Consider the following 16,046-nt stretch of genomic DNA (forward strand, 5'->3'; position numbering starts at 1 on the left):
TATAATATATAACTTATAAAATATATTTTTTTTAGATTTTTAATATAGATTTTTTATAGTATAACATGCTTTTTTATTATATAATTATTACAAATATTACAAAATATCAAAATATTATAGTCAATCTTCGAACTATTTCACTAAACCATCCTAATCTAAATCTTTATATTGACCAATAAATAAAAAAATTCGTTAATATGTTGGGATGGATAAGGGACAGTTATTGAAGATTAACTATACTTCCACTCATTATAGTATGTTCAAAAAGTATGTTTTTTAAATGTTCAAAAATATACTATATAGTCCCTGCATATATTGTTATATTGTTAAGCGGTTATAAATGGTGATTAATTAATGACAATTATAGATAAAGCTCTGAAATACATCGAAAAAATTGAAAAATCAGACATAAATGCAATTATTCAACTAGATAAAGAAAAAGTATTAAATGAAGCCAAAGAGTTGGAAAACAACGAAAAATTGAAAAATAAGCCACTATATGGTAAAATAATTGCCATCAAATCCAATATAAATGTAAAAGGATATAATATATCTTGTGCTTCAAAAACCCTCGAAAACTATATAAGTGCATATGATGCCACAGTGGTCAAAAAAATAAAATCCCAAGGAGGACTAATAATAGGAATGACCAATATGGATGAATTTGCAAGCGGAAGTAGTGGTGAAACCTCATATTATGGAGCTACAAAAAACCCAAATGCAGAAGGCAAAATTCCAGGGGGTAGTAGTTCAGGAAGTGCCTCTGCTGTTGCAGGGGATTTGTGTGATATGGCATTGGGAAGCGATACAGGAGGAAGTATTAGAAATCCAGCTTCCCACTGTGGAGTAGTTGGTTTTAAGCCATCTTATGGTGTAGTGAGCCGACAAGGATTATGTGATTTAGCAATGAGTTTTGACCAGATTGGACCACTGACAAAAAGTGCCGAAGATGCTTTATTATTAACAAACATAATAAAAGGAAAAGACTTATCCGACAGCACCACAGTAGAAACCCCCAAATTTGAAAAAAATGAAAAACAGGTTAAAAAATACAAAGTGGGAATTGTAAAGGAATTTATGGAAGTTAGCGATGAAAAAATTAGAAATAAAATAGAAGAAGGGATTGAAGTATTTAAAGACATGGGCTGCAAAATTGTAGAATTAAATTATAAATATACCGATTTAGCACTTCCAACATATTATTTAATTAATTATGTGGAATTCTTTTCAGCTACAAGAAAATATGATGGTAGAAGATATGGATATCCAATAGAAGAAGTATGCGGTGAAGAAGTTCTTAGGAGAATTCTAATAGGAAAACATATCAGCGAACAGGAGTTTAGTGGAAAATACTATAAGAAGGCACTATATACAAGGAAATTAATGAAAAACGAAATGTTAAAACTATTTAACGATGTAGATATAATTGTCAGCCCAACTGTTCCAAAATTGCCACATAATATTGGGAAAGAATTGACACCAATGGAAATGTATTCCTACGATGTTTTAACTGTGCCCACAAATATTTGCGGAATCTGTGCAGGAGTAGTTAAATGCGGAAACATAGCAGGTAATCCAGTAGGACTACAAATACAAGGAAAACCATTTGATGATGAAAAAGTGCTTAATGCTATGATAGAATTTGAAAAACAATATTAATTACATATTATGGAATTATTATTTTATTATTTATTTTATTTTAATATTGGGAAAATATGGACGAAAGAGCGGTTTTAGAAGAGTTAAAGAAATATAGAAAAATGGATTTAAAATATGAAGATGGTGCAATTTTGGGGTCTATGTGCACAAAACCACACCCAATCACAAAAAAAATAAGCGATATGTTTTTTGAGACCAATTTAGGAGACCCTGGGCTATTTAGGGGAACAAAAAAATTGGAGGATGAAGTAATAAATAATATTGGAAAATTTTTAAATAATCCAAATCCTTTTGGATATATTATTTCAGGCGGAACTGAGGCAAATATTACGGCAATGAGGGCAATAAACAATATTGCCAAAGCTAAACGGAAAAATCATAAAACAACAGTTATCATGCCAGAAACAGCCCATTTTTCATTTGAAAAAGCCCGGGAAATGATGGATTTAAATCTGATAACCCCTCCACTAACTAAATATTATACAATGGATTTAAAATATATTAATGATTTTATAGAGGATAGGAATAATAAAAATGACATCTCTGTTGACGGAATAGTTGGCATAGCTGGATGTACGGAGCTTGGGGCAATTGATAATATAAAGGAGCTCTCAAAAATAGCCGAACAAAATAATATATTTTTGCATGTTGATGCGGCATTTGGTGGTTTCGTAATACCATTTTTAGATGACAAATATAAATTAGACAATTATTGTTATGAATTTGATTTCTCATTAAATGGTGTTAAATCCATGACAGTAGACCCTCACAAAATGGGATTAGCTCCAATTCCTGCTGGGGGCATATTATTTAGAGATAAATCATTTAAAAAATATTTAGATGTGGAAGCTCCCTATTTAACTGACATACATCAGGCAACGATAATAGGAACAAGAAGTGGAGTTGGAGTTGCATCTACATGGGGAGTTATGAAATTATTTGGGGAAGAAGGATATAAAAATTTAGCTTCTGAATGCATGGATAAAACCCACTATTTAGTAAAAGAAGCTAAAAAATTAGGATTTAAACCAGTTATAGACCCAGTTTTAAATATTGTAGCGTTGGAGGATGATAATCCAGAAGAAACTAGTTTAAAACTTAGAAAAATGGGCTGGTTTATATCTATTTGTAAATGTGTTAAAGCTCTTAGAATAATAGTTATGCCCCATGTTGAAAAAGAACATATTGATAAATTTTTGGGAGCCCTAACCGAAGTTAAAAAAAATTAACACCAAAATTGTATAATTTTTATTCTTTTTATTCTTTTTAATTTATTATGGCTAATCTTCGGTCTTTTTCACTAAACCGTCTCAAAATCGCAAAGCGATTTTTACGATCTCAAAACTCCGAAGGAGTTTTTACGACCCAAAATTCCGGAGGAATTTTTAAGGTCGTATAAATTTTTCAGAGGAAAATTTAGAGATGCTACAGTTAAAACCAAAATTTTCGATTTTGTACAAAATCTCTTCGAGATTTTGTTTAATGATTTAGAGTGGATAAGGGGCAGTTATTGAACTTACTATATAAACTAATTATTAACTGTAATGGATTTAAATTAATAGATTAATTATTATAAAAAAATAAAAAAAGAAATTATAATTTATTCGTTAAAGTATTCGTCAAATTCTCCTGCATCGATAGCTTTTTGAGCATCTCTTGGAGACATACCTTCAACATTTATACCTGTTGAAACACAAGTTCCTATTACTTCTTTTGTAGCATTTTTCAAAGTAAATGATAACATTGAATCTTTTTTCATTTTAGCTATTTTTACAGCTTGTTCCATTGAAAGATTTCCTGCTACAATAGCTTTTGGTTCTGTGGAACCTTTATCCAATCCTAACTCTGTTTTTATAAGAGCTGATGTTGGTGGAATACCCACTTCAATTTCAAAGCTTCTATCATCTGTATTTACAATTACTTTAACTGGAACGCTCATTCCTGCGTAATCTTTTGTTTTTTCGTTTATTTCTTTAACAACATTCATAATGTTGATACCGAGAGGACCTACTGCTGGACCCAATGGAGGACCTGCTGTTGCCTTACCTCCTGTTACTAGCACATCAACTACTTCAGTAGCCATAATTTCACCTGATTATTTTTTTTCGTGTTTTACCTTAATAATTATAATCATATCTTACTACATTATGTAGTATCAATATTTAAAACTTACTATTGATATATTGGGAGCTCCCAAATTTGGGAGCTCCTTTATAATATTTATTGTGTTTTGGATATAATTTTAACCTGTTCAATACCCACAGTTATAGGGATAGGAACTGCAGCATCCATTAACTCCAAGGTTATTTCCTCTTTATGTTTATCTACTCGTATAACTCTTGCCCGCTCTCCCTTAAATGGTCCTGCTACAAGTTCTACGGTATCTCCCTTATCAATCGTTTCGATTATTTTTGTTGGAGTTAATAAATGTTCAAGCTCATCAACTGAGGTTTCCCCCTGAACTATCCCTTTTACTTTAAATGTTTTTCTAATCAAATCTTCGAGAGCCCCCATGTTTGGTGCCTCTACAAGTATGTATCCTTTTAAATCTTCTGTTGCCAATATGGAATATATCTCAATATCTTCCTTTTCAGCTTTTGCAGCTAAAAATTCTGCAACATTTAATTCCTGACCTGTGGTCGTTCTAATAGCATATATCATAATATCACTTAATAATTTATAAAATCAAATAAAAATATATTATATAATGTAAATAAATGTGGGAGCTCCCCATAAAAAAAGAATGAATATATCATTTTAATATTTATATTATAATTTATTTAATCTATATATTGTATATATATGTTATGGTTTTAACATTGCTTTTAAATACATCATGGGTGCATGTATTGCAAATCCCAATGCTCCAAGAAGGCATATTCCAAGGCCCGTAACCTTTGAAACCATTAAAAATTCATCCCTAGAAGGTCTTCTTGTTATCATCATTACTCTTTTACATTGATTTATAAATGCTTTAAATTCCTCCAATTTTGAGAGCATAACAGATTTTGATTTATTATTTTTAATATTTTTACTATTATTGCCATCCTTATTTTTTGCCAATTTATTCACCTATTAAATCTTAGGAATATCAATGTAAAATTTCTTAGCATTTATTGAACTAGTAGGTGCCATACCTGTTGATTTTGTTCCTGTGATTATCAACAATACCCTCAGTGAATTTTCCAAATTTTCATCAATTGTAGTTCCCCATATTATCTTTGCATTTTCATCCAATCTATCTGAAACTGTTGAAACTACTTCTTTTGCTTCTTCAAGACTCATATCCTCAGAACCTGTAATGTGTATTAATGCTCCTGTGGCACCCTCGATATCAACACACAGTAAAGGACTATTTAATGCCATATTAATTGCTTCTCTTGCTCTTTTCTCCGAATCGCTTTCACCGATTCCCATCATTGCTATGCCTCCATTACACATTACAGCCCTTACATCTGCAAAATCGACATGTATATCCCCAACATTTTGAACAAGATCTATCATTCCCTTAACTGAATTTATTAAAATTTCGTCTGCAACCTTAAATGCTGTTCTTAGAGGCATATTTGGAACTATATCTAATAATTTATCATTTGGAATAATTACAATAGTATCTGCTGCGTCTTTTAAAGCATTTAAACCACTTAAAGCATTGTCCATTCTAATTTTTCCTTCCATACCAAATGGCATTGTAACTACTGCAACTGTGAGAGCTCCCATTTTTTTAGAAATTTCTGCAACAACCGGAGCCGAACCTGTTCCCGTTCCCCCTCCAAGTCCGCATGTGATGAATACCATGTCAGAATCTTGAAGTGCCTTCTTAACATCCTCTGCATTTTCTTTTGCAGATTCTTCCCCTTTTAATGGGTCTCCACCAGCGCCCAATCCCCTTGTGAGATTTTTACCTATAAGAACTTTATTGTCTGCTTTGGTTTTTATCAGTTGTTGAGCATCCGTATTAATTGCAACAGTTTTTGCATCCTCATGAACTCCTTCAACAGTTAGTCGGTTTATAGCATTATTTCCAGCTCCACCACAACCTACAACTGTGATTTTAACTTTTGAATCTTTTATTAATTCAAGGAGCTCCTTATCTACATCAGATAAATTTGCATAATCTTCATCAAAAGCTGGTTCTTCTGATACGATATTTTTTAGAAATTTCAAATTATTACCTCCGCAAGATTGATATTAATCAATATTAATTGTAATTTATAGTTGGTGTTATTTTAGTATATAATATTATATATAATTTTACAATGTATCCTGTTCTACTATATATTAATATTTAATATATAAAAAGAACTTTTGTACCCCTATTCTGATTTATATATAATTATATGATATATTTAATAATTACTTTTTTAAACGCACTATAATTATTATATATTATAAGAGATTATACATATAATATTTATTATATTTATTGTGGTATATTTGCTATTTATTTTATATGGCCCCATATTAATATTAATACTATCATAACACATAATTAATCAATGGTGAGAATGTGATTTCTAAAAGAGAATTGGCAAAAGAAAAAATTATAGATGTCTCCAATGCCATGTATAATGATATCCTCGAAGGCAGAAGGCCAAAACTTAAATTTCCAGTTCGAAGTTTGGCTAATGCCAGATTTGATAAAGAAAAGGGAACTTTTGTATTAATTGGAAAAGAAAAGGAAAGGGCTCTAACAGTTAATCAGGCAAAAATATTTGCTCAAACTGTAAAAATGATGGAGTTTTCAAAAGAATTACTTATTACAAACGATTTCTCAACTCTAAGGGAGGCGTATTATGTTTCAAAAAATTGGGGGGAGGCGAGATTTGATGACCAGCAACCTTCAAACAGCGTAATAGAAGATATAGAAGCGTCTTTGAATTTTTTAAGAGAAGAACTTGGATTTATACCCGAGGAAGATGGTGCCTCTGTGGTAGGACCTTTAAAAATAGTGGATAAATCAGAAAAAAACGAAGAATTAAAAATAGATTGTGCGAGATTAGGTAGTGGAGCATACAATATTCCAAATGACATTACTAAATTAGAATTTGAGACAGATGCCGAGTTTATACTTGCAATAGAAACAGCTGGTATGTTTGCGAGACTAAATGCAGAAAAATTCTGGAAAAAACATAATTGTATATTAATATCATTAAAAGGAGTGCCTGCGAGAGCGACAAGACAATTTACAAAAAGATTAAATGAAGAACATAATCTACCTGTTTTAGTATTCACAGATGGGGATCCATATGGATATCTTAACATTTACCGAACACTAAAAGTAGGCAGTGGTAAATCTGTACATTTGGCAGATAAACTTTCAATACCTTCGGCGAGGTTAATAGGAGTAACTCCTCAGGACATTAATGATTATGACCTTCCAACACACCCATTAAAAGACCACGATATTAAAAGATTAAAAGATGGTTTAAAAAATGATGATTTTGTAAAAAGTCACCCAGAATGGCAAAAAGCTATTAATCATATGATAGAATCAAAAGAAAGGGCCGAGCAACAGTCTTTGGCAAAATATGGTTTAAAATATGTTGTTGAAGAATATCTTCCCGCGAAAATAGAAGATAAAAGCACTTGGCTACCTTAATTTATAATTATTTATAGTTAATTAAAAAAACAATAAAATAATTAATATAGTGAAAAAATGGCTAAAAAACCTATAATAGCAAAACTTTCAGAAGATAGGGCACTGATATTTAATAAAGACGGAATTTCCCGATTAAATGCAAAAGGATACGGAGAATTAAATGATAATTTTTTATCAATATCTATTGTTGAAACGATGTATCTCCTATCTAAAAACTGGATAAAAGTTAAATCGACGACAGGGCAATTGTTGTCATTTGAAGAGCTGTATGATTATGCCCATAACATTGACGAAAAAATATGTATTAAATACTTGGTTTATAGGGATTTAAGAAATAGAGGATACACAGTAAAAACAGGATTAAAATATGGTTCTGATTTCAGATTGTATAGTAGAGAAAATATAAATGCTATTCATTCGGAATTCGTAGTTAAAGTTTTTTCAGAGGATAAACCTTGTGCAATATCTGAGCTCACTGGATTTGTTAGGGTGGCTCATTCCGTTAGAAAAAAACTCATAATATCAATAGTGGATGATGATGGAGATATTGTTTATTATAATATGGGATATTTACGATTATAATATTATATTATTACTAACTATTATATTATGAATTAGGGGACAGGAAAGATAAAATACTATAAAATAATATAAAAAAATATATTTTATTATTACTGTAATATTATGTGTTAAGAATTACAATTTTATATTATAATCCTCCGTTATATGATTGGCACCTATAATCTAGTCAATCTTCGGACTTTTGTCATAAATATATTGGTAAAATAAATTTAATACAGTGAGAGGTGAATCAATGAAAATTACAATAGATAATAAAAAGAAATTAATTAAGGACATATTAATGAAGTATGGCATAAATGAAAAAGATGCAGAAACTACGGCGAAGATATATGTTGAAGCTGATTTGAAAGGGTTTTCATCCCATGGTACGGGTAGATTCCCGCAAACTGTCGTAGGTCTTGAAAATGGAAATATAAATCCAAATCCAAATATTTCATTAATAAAAGAAAGTCCAGCAACAGCAACAGTTGATGGGGATATGGGTCTTGGGTATGTAATAGGAGAATATGCTATGAATTTAGCAATTGAAAAGGCAAAAAATATTGGAATAGGTGCAGTAGCTACTGTTAATGCAAATCATTTTGGAATTACCGGATATTATTCAGAAATGGCACTAAACCATGATTTAATAGGGATAGTGATAACCAATACAGAACCAGCCATGGCCCCATTTGGAGGGACTGAAAAAATATTGGGAACAAACCCAATAGCAATAGCAATTAAAGGAAAGAAATATTCGTATTCTCTTGATATGGCTACTGCATCACTTGCAAGAGGAAAACTGCTTGAAGCCGTGAGACTTGGAAAAGAAATTCCAGAGGGGTGCGTAGTAGATAAAGAAGGAAATATAACCACAGACCCTGCTAAGGGATTAGAAGGATGTATATTGCCATTTGGGGGTCCAAAAGGTTATGGACTTGCACTTGCCATTGAAATTCTTTCGGCATTGGGCGGTGCTGAAATGGGAACCAATGTTAAAGGAACTGCCAATCCATTAGATAAATGCACAAAAGGAGACTTTTTCGTAGCCATAAATCCAGAATTTTTTGGAGATAAGGAAGTATTTATGGAAAAAGTAGATGCCCTAATAGAAGAATTGAAAAACTCAAAACCGGCGGAAGGATTTTCCATATTAATCCCCGGAGAAATTGAAAAAATGAACTCTGAAAAAAATAAATCAGGTTTTGAAATTGATACGGTTTTATATAACAAATTAAAAGATATTTGTGATAAAAAAGAGATAGATTTAAATGAATATATGATTAAGTAATATATCTATGTAATTATACCCTGTAATTATACCATATCATGTTTTATATTGTGGTGTGTTCAAAACTATTATTGTAATAAAATACCACAACTAATTACGCATGGCAAATTGGCAGGCATTTTTACATTATCAGAGCGGATCGGAGCTCCCTAAAAATCACAAAGTGATTTTTATTTAAATCCCAAATACTAAACTATTTTGGGCATTGTGATTAAAAAATCTAAGGTTGTTTGAACATAAAATACATTCAATGTCAATTCACCCAAAGAAAAATTTTTTGGATATGCCATAAATTGTATCTCGTAGTATATATTACCATATCATATATTCAGATATATTCGATATTTGTGTGATAAAATGAAGCTAAATTATAAACTAATAGCACTGATACCCATCATATTAACCATAATAGCGGGTGTTTTCACATATACTAATGGATTAAAAGAAAGTATAGATGTTAGTGGCGGAACTGAAATTACAATAATGGCAGACAATATTCAACTTGATGAGTTAAAGGCCACCCTTCCAAAAGATGTTGAAATAAGAACTGCCAAATCCTCTTCGGGGACATTTGTGATAATAACAGCAGGCAAAAATGCCGATATTGGCGAAATAGATAAAAATCTGAGAAATTTTTTCAATGTCAATAATTTAAATGAGCTCCAATATTCCCAAAAACAAATTGGTGCATCATTAAGTTCCCAATTTTGGAGGGATGGTCTAACAGCAGTTGGATTTGCCTTCGCATTTATGGCCATTGTGGTATGGATGACATTTAGAACGCCAATTCCAAGCGCTGCGGTTGTCCTTGCAGCAGTTTCAGACATAATATTGGCAGTAGCAGGAATGAGTTTATTCAATATACCAATATCAACGGCTACTGTGGCGGCTTTATTAATGTTACTTGGTTATAGTGTTGATACAGACATTATGTTAACAACAAAAATATTGAAAAGAAGAAAAGGAACGCTGGACGAAAGAATAAAAGAGTCAATGAGAACGGGAATAACAATGTCTATGACTACCATAATTGCAATGTTTGTACTCTATATGGTTGTAGTATATATTGTCCCAGCCGCAGACATATTGAAAAATATTTCAGCAGTTATATTATTTGGATTAATTGCGGATTTAATGACAACATGGATGACAAATGTTGGAATATTAAGATATTATGTTGAACGAAAAAAGAAAAATTAACTAATTAATTAACTAATTAATTAACTAATTAAATATAATCATATCTGATAATTCGGAGCTCCATAATTGGGTTGTAGGGAGCTCCCACAATAATCAAAAAGCATCGTCGTATCACATTATAAAGGGATATCATGAACCTATTAAAAGATACCAAAACATTAATACTAATAGGATTTATTATCGCATCTGTGCTATTAATCGCATTTAAAGGAGTATCTTATGGTGTTGATTTAAGCGGGGGTTCGATAATAGTTCTAAAAACAGAAAAAGTATTGTCTGAAAGCGAAATGGCTACTACGACAGAAATATTGTCAAGTAGGTTAAATGCCAATGGTTTGAGCGATATATCTGTATATCCTCGTGGAACCAGTGAAATAGTTGTCGAGATTCCAAAAGGCGTAGATTTAGAAAGAATAAAGCAAATATTAACTCAACAGGGAGTATTTTATGCCAAAATAGATGGAAAAATTGCATACACTGGGCAGGATGTAGCTTATGTCCAGGAACCTGGAATGACCGGAAATGGATATGGGGTTAATTTTAAACTTACAAATGATGGGGCCAAAAAATTCGCCGAAGTTGCATATGGAATGGGGGGAACTCCTGTTGAATTATATATGGATGATAAATTAATAAGTAGTCCAGTATTATCCCAGGGTCTTGCAGATGGAAACCTTCACCCCGACCAGGTGATAACGGTGGCAGGAAGTAGCCCTACAAAAGATGACGAAAATGAAGCATGGATGATATATACATCGCTAAAATCTGGTTCGCTCCCCGTTAAAGTTAATATAGAATATATAAGTTCGGTATCTCCAACATTAGGAGAAGAATTTATAAAAGGTTCCATAATAGCAGGATTATTTGCATTCCTTGCAGTTGGTGTAGTTATTGCAGTTAGGTATAAAACGCCCACAATAGTTATTCCAATATTAATCACCTGTATATCTGAGGTATTAATTATTTTAGGATTTGCATCACTTATCGGGTGGAAATTAGACCTTGCGTCTATTGCAGGAATTGTTGCATCAGTTGGGACTGGTGTAGATGACCAAATTGTAATTACTGATGAAACCATTTCAGGAGAAAGCAATAGAATTAAAAGAAGTATGAACAGGGCATTCTTTATTATATTCGCAGCAGCAGGAACCACAATAGCTGCAATGTTACCATTATTCTTTATGAGTATAGGTATGTTAAGAGGTTTTGCCATAACTACAATAGTTGGTGTTTTAATTGGTATATTTATCACAAGACCTGCATTTGCAAGTATGATAAAATATGTAATGAAAAAATATAATTATTAATTAATTATTTCTATTTTTTATTTTTTTTATAATATATTTATTTATATTGATGCCCCATAATAGGGAGCTCCATAAAATAAATTTATATAGTATGTTTAGAAACTATTGAATAAAAGGTTTAAATACTATTTTGGGTTTTATTATTTGCTACAATACATTAATTGATATTTTAAGATACAGTAGGTCAGTAAAGAACCTTCTTTCCGAACATACCATAATTGGAATTTTTAAAAAATACCATAAATTTACTAAATCGGGGAACTATGAGAACAAAGATAAAAAAAATATTAAAAAATATATTGTTGTGGGGGTTAGGTTTTAGCATAATATTTTTAATTATTAATTATATTGGTATTTCGGATGTAATTTCTATATTTTTATCGATTAATATAGCAATATATTTATTTGCTATTATTTTATATTTTATAATGGTATTTACAATCGTAATTCGGTGGAAATATTTACTCAATATGAATAATTATAATGCTTCGCTAAAAAATTTATTTTTATTATCTATGATGGGACAATTTATTAATAATATTACCCCCTCTATGAAGGGGGGCAGTGAGCCATTTAGAGCACATTATTTATCTAAATTAGAAAATATTCCAAAACATATATCCTATTCAAGTGTAGCCATTGAAAGGTTATTGGATACAATTGTATTTCTAATATTATCATTATTTTTAATTGTTTATTTTGTAAGTAATGGAATACAATATGCAAATTTTCTCATATTAATGTGGGGAATTGTTATGGGCATATCATTGCTATTGATATATTTGGCAATGCACAAATCACTGCTTTATAAATGTATCTTAAAAATATTAAAAATAGGCTCAATATTTTCAATATCTTACCATATCGACGAAGAGGGGATAAAAAAATCCATAAAATTATTTCAAGATAACATTAGATTATTTAATAAAAATAAATCAAAAATGGCAATTCCTTTTATATTATCTTTTATGTGGTGGATATTAGATATTATTAGAGTATATATATTATTTATTGCAATAAAAAGTAATATTTCATATATTGGAGTAATTTCAACATATTTGGTATCATTACTTGCTGGAATGGTGCCGACACTACCTGGTGGTTTGGGGGCTTCTGATGCCGTAATGATTGGAATGTATTCTTTATTCGAGATTCCTCAGTCGGAAGCTGCCGCAGGAGCTATATTGGATAGAAGTATATCTTATGGACTTGCCACTATTGTTGGAGCACTATCATTCAAAATAATAAAAGACAAAGCAAAAAAACTAAAAAATAAGTGATAATATGATGATAAATGTAACAACTGGAAGAATAATAAAATCTCTTGAAGCATTTAAAGGTTCAAAACCCATTTATGAAAAAAATGGACTATTAATAGTTAGAAGTGTATGTAGAGATAAAAAATTTGAAGAATTTGATTCAATTAAAGAATATCTTAAAAGTAAGTTGGTAGAAAATAAGTTGGAGCTCCCAGATGATGAAGATATTAACATATTTATTGAAAAAATTGATGAAAAAATTGGAGAAGGTAGCGACATATATCCTGATGCCTTTGGATTTGAAATGTTAAAAAAATCTTTTGAAAATATGGGTTGTGAATGTGATTATATTATTGGAAAAAAAGGAGAATTATTTGTTGGAATATGTTTATGGTATGATAAAGTAGTAAAAAAACCCATATTTGTAGAAGTTATATGTTGCTAAATAGGGATTAATATACATTAATATATTAATATTTCGTTTTAGTTTTCTCTATAAATTCTATTACTTTATCTATTCCTTCATTATTTTTTATAGATGTTAATAATACTCCCATTTCTTTATTTAACTTTTTTGCATCTTCTCGCATCTTTATTGGGTCAGCTCCTACGGCGTCTGCAATATCTATTTTATTTATAATGGTTAAATCTGCTGTTTTAAATATTTCCGGATGTTTTTCTACTGTATCGTCTCCTTCGGTTACGCTAATAACCACTATTCTTTTATGAGTTCCTAAATCAAAATCAGCAGGACATATGAGATTTCCTACATTTTCTATAAATAATATATCGATATTCTCTAAATCTAAATCATTAAAAGCATGTTTAACTAAATGGGCATCTAAATGACATTCTTTTCCTGTATTTAATGGTATCACTTGCACTCCATGTCGTTTTAATCTATCTGCATCATATTTTGCTATTACATCTCCTGCAATACAGGCCACATTATATTTATCCTTTAAATTATCTATTAATTTTTCTATTAAAAGGGTTTTTCCACTACCTGTTGCCCCCATAAAGTCAAATGCAATTATATTATTTTCATTTAATAATTTTCTAATTTTATCTGCTCGTTTTTTATTTACTTTTAATAAATCTTTTCCGATATCTGCCACACTGACAAAATGCATATTATCACCACATTTATATAATAATGAAAAATAATGTATAATCAATGTAAAGTATATAATATGTTCAAAATATATGTTCTCTAATGTCCTAATTATCATACTGATTTGTTATAACGGGATAGAGAATTTGGGGAACAATATGTTATTATGTATAAAGTATATTATAATTATGATATATTGTAAATTATAAATATAGGTATAATGTATTATCAAAATAAAATAATATATTTATTGTATATAAATTATAATTATTAGATAAATTAATAAGGAGTATCGAACTTAATTATAATATTACGAATAATAATTCTTTTAAAAATAATACATTATGGTGTAAATATGATGGATTTATTTAAATTTAATTCTATTGAAATTAGAGATTTGGCAGTTTCAACTTTTGCAATTGCTTTAATATTTGCCTGGAATGGCGGGAGCATAATTCCCATAATAAATATGAATTTTATAATTACATTTATAGTAATACTTATCGCCGTTGGAACTGGTTTTGTATTGCATGAATTGGCACATAGAACAGTAGCCAGACATTTTGGAGCAATAAGCGAATTTAGAGCTTGGTATAATGGATTAGCTATTGCATTGGTATTAAAAATACTTATTGGAACAACATTTATAGCCCCTGGTGCTGTTTATATTTGGAAAGATTATTTAACATCTCGTGAAAATGGATTAATCTCTATTGCTGGACCACTTACAAATGTAGCTTTGGCTATTGTATTTTATATGTTTTATTTAATGCATATTCCGATAATATCGGACATAGGATACCATGGATACTACATAAACATATTTCTTGCTGGATTCAACATGATACCGATACCACCATTTGATGGAAGTAAAATTTTAAGTTGGAATCCAAAAATTTATTTATTAACTACAATTCCATTGGCATATTTGATATTTTTCCATTAAGGGGGTATTATGGAATATAATAACAATACAAATAACAATACAGAACAAAACAATGATAATAACGAAATTTACAAAGATGGGGGTTTTGAGCTCTGGATTAGGATTATTAAGGAAAGTATTGATAAAAAAAATATAGAGCCGTGGAATATCAATATATCCGAAATAGCTGATGAATATATAAAAACTATCAGGGAGCTCCGTCAATTTGATATAAGATTGTCCGCCGATGTGGTGCTTGTTGGTAGTGTGCTATTAAGAATGAAATCACAAATATTATATGGGGAATGTGAAAACACATTCAATGATGACAAAGAAGACCTAGAAATAGAATCCGAAGGTGAAGAATTTGGAGAATATTACGAAGATGACAACAATATCGAAATAAACGAAAATTTAGAAGACAAAAATGATAAAAAGGGGAAAAAAGGGAAAAAGGAAAAAACAATTACATTTAATGATTTAATTAATACATTAAAATCCGAACTTGATAAAGCCAAAAAACCTAAAAAATTCAAAAATAAAACAAAAGGAACTGCTGCTGTGTTTGAACTTATGGAGGACCTTGAAGAGGAAGAAGATATTTCTGATATAATGGAATATCTTTTAAAGGAGCTCCACTGCGGAGAGATTATATTTCAAAAAAAATTCCAAAATCCAAAAGATATTGTAAAGAATTTTTTACCCTCCCTTTATCTTGCAAACGATGGAACCATTGAAATTTATCAGAAAGAATTATTTAAAGAGATTATTTTAAAATGTAAATAACAATATATAGTCAATCTTCGGCCTTTTTCATAAATATGCTATGATGAAAAGCTAAAATCTTATATCATAATAAATTAGGAAATTCATTTACAAAAGCTATGCTTTTGTATAAAATCCTAAAAGGATTTTATTTAATAATTCTCAAAATCGCAAAGCGATTTTTACGACATGCAATAATCAGAGATTATTGAATCCCGGGGGGACCTCAAAATTCCAGAGGAATTTTTACGATATGACGGATAAGGGATGGTTATTGAACTTACTATAATAGAAGTTATGCATCAGAACAGAGCATAAAACTCCATAAAATAATTGTGCAGTTAAATTGCACAACATAATAAT

At 30.3% G+C, this 16,046-nt stretch carries 16 protein-coding genes; 11 read left to right on the plus strand and 5 right to left on the minus strand.

All coding sequences use genetic code 11. The features are described 5' to 3' along the window. Positions 1-354 precede the first annotated feature (354 nt). Together gatA and mfnA are read left to right on the plus strand one after the other, a co-directional pair. Entirely contained in the window at positions 355-1,659 is a 1,305-nt protein-coding gene (gatA, locus tag MAEO_RS05075) for an Asp-tRNA(Asn)/Glu-tRNA(Gln) amidotransferase subunit GatA (protein WP_011973717.1), read from the plus strand. Between the two features lie 56 nt (positions 1,660-1,715). After that, entirely contained in the window at positions 1,716-2,888 is a 1,173-nt protein-coding gene (mfnA, locus tag MAEO_RS05080) for a tyrosine decarboxylase MfnA (protein WP_011973718.1), read from the plus strand. 371 nt (positions 2,889-3,259) lie between these two features. Here the strand turns inward: mfnA and MAEO_RS05085 are convergent, their stop codons facing one another. The 4 genes from MAEO_RS05085 to ftsZ all read right to left on the minus strand — a co-directional run bounded on the left by MAEO_RS05085 (position 3,260) and on the right by ftsZ (position 5,826). After that, positions 3,260-3,742: a 50S ribosomal protein L11 gene (locus MAEO_RS05085; RefSeq protein WP_011973719.1), complete on the minus strand. Its 483-nt coding sequence runs from the start codon at positions 3,740-3,742 to the stop codon at positions 3,260-3,262. A gap of 137 nt (positions 3,743-3,879) precedes the next feature. Beyond that, positions 3,880-4,320 carry a transcription elongation factor Spt5 gene (locus tag MAEO_RS05090; protein ID WP_011973720.1) on the minus strand — a complete coding sequence of 147 codons (441 nt, stop codon included), beginning with the start codon at positions 4,318-4,320 and terminating at the stop codon, positions 3,880-3,882. 144 nt (positions 4,321-4,464) lie between these two features. After that, positions 4,465-4,722: a protein translocase SEC61 complex subunit gamma gene (locus MAEO_RS05095; RefSeq protein ID WP_011973721.1), complete on the minus strand. Its 258-nt coding sequence runs from the start codon at positions 4,720-4,722 to the stop codon at positions 4,465-4,467. 12 nt (positions 4,723-4,734) lie between these two features. Continuing rightward, entirely contained in the window at positions 4,735-5,826 is a 1,092-nt protein-coding gene (gene ftsZ, locus MAEO_RS05100) for a cell division protein FtsZ (protein ID WP_011973722.1), read from the minus strand. A gap of 343 nt (positions 5,827-6,169) precedes the next feature. Between ftsZ and MAEO_RS05105 the strand changes: the two genes are divergently transcribed. The 7 genes from MAEO_RS05105 to MAEO_RS05135 all read left to right on the plus strand — a co-directional run bounded on the left by MAEO_RS05105 (position 6,170) and on the right by MAEO_RS05135 (position 13,324). After that, positions 6,170-7,261, plus strand: a complete 1,092-nt coding sequence (locus MAEO_RS05105; RefSeq protein WP_011973723.1) for a DNA topoisomerase IV subunit A — start codon at positions 6,170-6,172, stop codon at positions 7,259-7,261. A 57-nt stretch (positions 7,262-7,318) separates the two neighbouring features. After that, positions 7,319-7,843: a tRNA-intron lyase gene (gene endA / locus MAEO_RS05110; RefSeq protein ID WP_011973724.1), complete on the plus strand. Its 525-nt coding sequence runs from the start codon at positions 7,319-7,321 to the stop codon at positions 7,841-7,843. A gap of 232 nt (positions 7,844-8,075) precedes the next feature. Beyond that, a complete protein-coding gene (gene comC / locus MAEO_RS05115) occupies positions 8,076-9,113 on the plus strand; it encodes an L-sulfolactate dehydrogenase (protein WP_011973725.1) in 1,038 nt (345 codons plus the stop codon). Positions 9,114-9,470: 357 nt separating this feature from the next. Beyond that, complete coding sequence (locus MAEO_RS05120) at positions 9,471-10,313, plus strand: protein translocase subunit SecF (RefSeq protein WP_011973726.1); 843 nt, start codon at positions 9,471-9,473, stop codon at positions 10,311-10,313. A 131-nt stretch (positions 10,314-10,444) separates the two neighbouring features. After that, complete coding sequence (locus MAEO_RS05125; RefSeq protein WP_011973727.1) at positions 10,445-11,620, plus strand: preprotein translocase subunit SecD; 1,176 nt, start codon at positions 10,445-10,447, stop codon at positions 11,618-11,620. Between the two features lie 263 nt (positions 11,621-11,883). Beyond that, a complete protein-coding gene (locus MAEO_RS05130) occupies positions 11,884-12,900 on the plus strand; it encodes a flippase-like domain-containing protein (protein WP_011973728.1) in 1,017 nt (338 codons plus the stop codon). Positions 12,901-12,904: 4 nt separating this feature from the next. Continuing rightward, complete coding sequence (locus MAEO_RS05135) at positions 12,905-13,324, plus strand: DUF2120 domain-containing protein (RefSeq protein WP_011973729.1); 420 nt, start codon at positions 12,905-12,907, stop codon at positions 13,322-13,324. 25 nt (positions 13,325-13,349) lie between these two features. Here the strand turns inward: MAEO_RS05135 and hypB are convergent, their stop codons facing one another. Then, positions 13,350-14,012, minus strand: coding sequence for a hydrogenase nickel incorporation protein HypB (gene hypB / locus MAEO_RS05140; RefSeq protein WP_011973730.1), 663 nt, complete (start codon positions 14,010-14,012; stop codon positions 13,350-13,352). Positions 14,013-14,348: 336 nt separating this feature from the next. Here hypB and MAEO_RS05145 point away from each other — a divergent pair, with 336 nt between their 5' ends. Together MAEO_RS05145 and MAEO_RS05150 are read left to right on the plus strand one after the other, a co-directional pair. Further along, positions 14,349-14,939, plus strand: a complete 591-nt coding sequence (locus MAEO_RS05145; RefSeq protein WP_011973731.1) for a site-2 protease family protein — start codon at positions 14,349-14,351, stop codon at positions 14,937-14,939. Positions 14,940-14,948: 9 nt separating this feature from the next. Then, positions 14,949-15,704 carry a segregation/condensation protein A gene (locus MAEO_RS05150; protein ID WP_011973732.1) on the plus strand — a complete coding sequence of 252 codons (756 nt, stop codon included), beginning with the start codon at positions 14,949-14,951 and terminating at the stop codon, positions 15,702-15,704. Positions 15,705-16,046 lie beyond the last annotated feature (342 nt).

This window comes from Methanococcus aeolicus Nankai-3, from assembly GCF_000017185.1.
Classification (GTDB): Archaea; AGJL01; Methanococci; order Methanococcales; family Methanococcaceae; genus Methanofervidicoccus; species Methanofervidicoccus aeolicus.

Coding starts and splice junctions, on each gene's coding strand:
- mfnA (WP_011973718.1), top strand. CDS start 1,716: ATGGACGAAAGAGCGGTTTTAGAAGAGTTAAAGAAATATAGAAAAATG.
- MAEO_RS05135 (WP_011973729.1), top strand. CDS start 12,905: ATGATGATAAATGTAACAACTGGAAGAATAATAAAATCTCTTGAAGCA.
- MAEO_RS05150 (WP_011973732.1), top strand. CDS start 14,949: ATGGAATATAATAACAATACAAATAACAATACAGAACAAAACAATGAT.
- MAEO_RS05145 (WP_011973731.1), top strand. CDS start 14,349: ATGATGGATTTATTTAAATTTAATTCTATTGAAATTAGAGATTTGGCA.
- MAEO_RS05120 (WP_011973726.1), top strand. CDS start 9,471: ATGAAGCTAAATTATAAACTAATAGCACTGATACCCATCATATTAACC.
- MAEO_RS05085 (WP_011973719.1), bottom strand. CDS start 3,742: ATGGCTACTGAAGTAGTTGATGTGCTAGTAACAGGAGGTAAGGCAACA.
- hypB (WP_011973730.1), bottom strand. CDS start 14,012: ATGCATTTTGTCAGTGTGGCAGATATCGGAAAAGATTTATTAAAAGTA.
- MAEO_RS05090 (WP_011973720.1), bottom strand. CDS start 4,320: ATGATATATGCTATTAGAACGACCACAGGTCAGGAATTAAATGTTGCA.
- MAEO_RS05125 (WP_011973727.1), top strand. CDS start 10,445: ATGAACCTATTAAAAGATACCAAAACATTAATACTAATAGGATTTATT.
- comC (WP_011973725.1), top strand. CDS start 8,076: ATGAAAATTACAATAGATAATAAAAAGAAATTAATTAAGGACATATTA.
- endA (WP_011973724.1), top strand. CDS start 7,319: ATGGCTAAAAAACCTATAATAGCAAAACTTTCAGAAGATAGGGCACTG.
- gatA (WP_011973717.1), top strand. CDS start 355: ATGACAATTATAGATAAAGCTCTGAAATACATCGAAAAAATTGAAAAA.
- MAEO_RS05130 (WP_011973728.1), top strand. CDS start 11,884: ATGAGAACAAAGATAAAAAAAATATTAAAAAATATATTGTTGTGGGGG.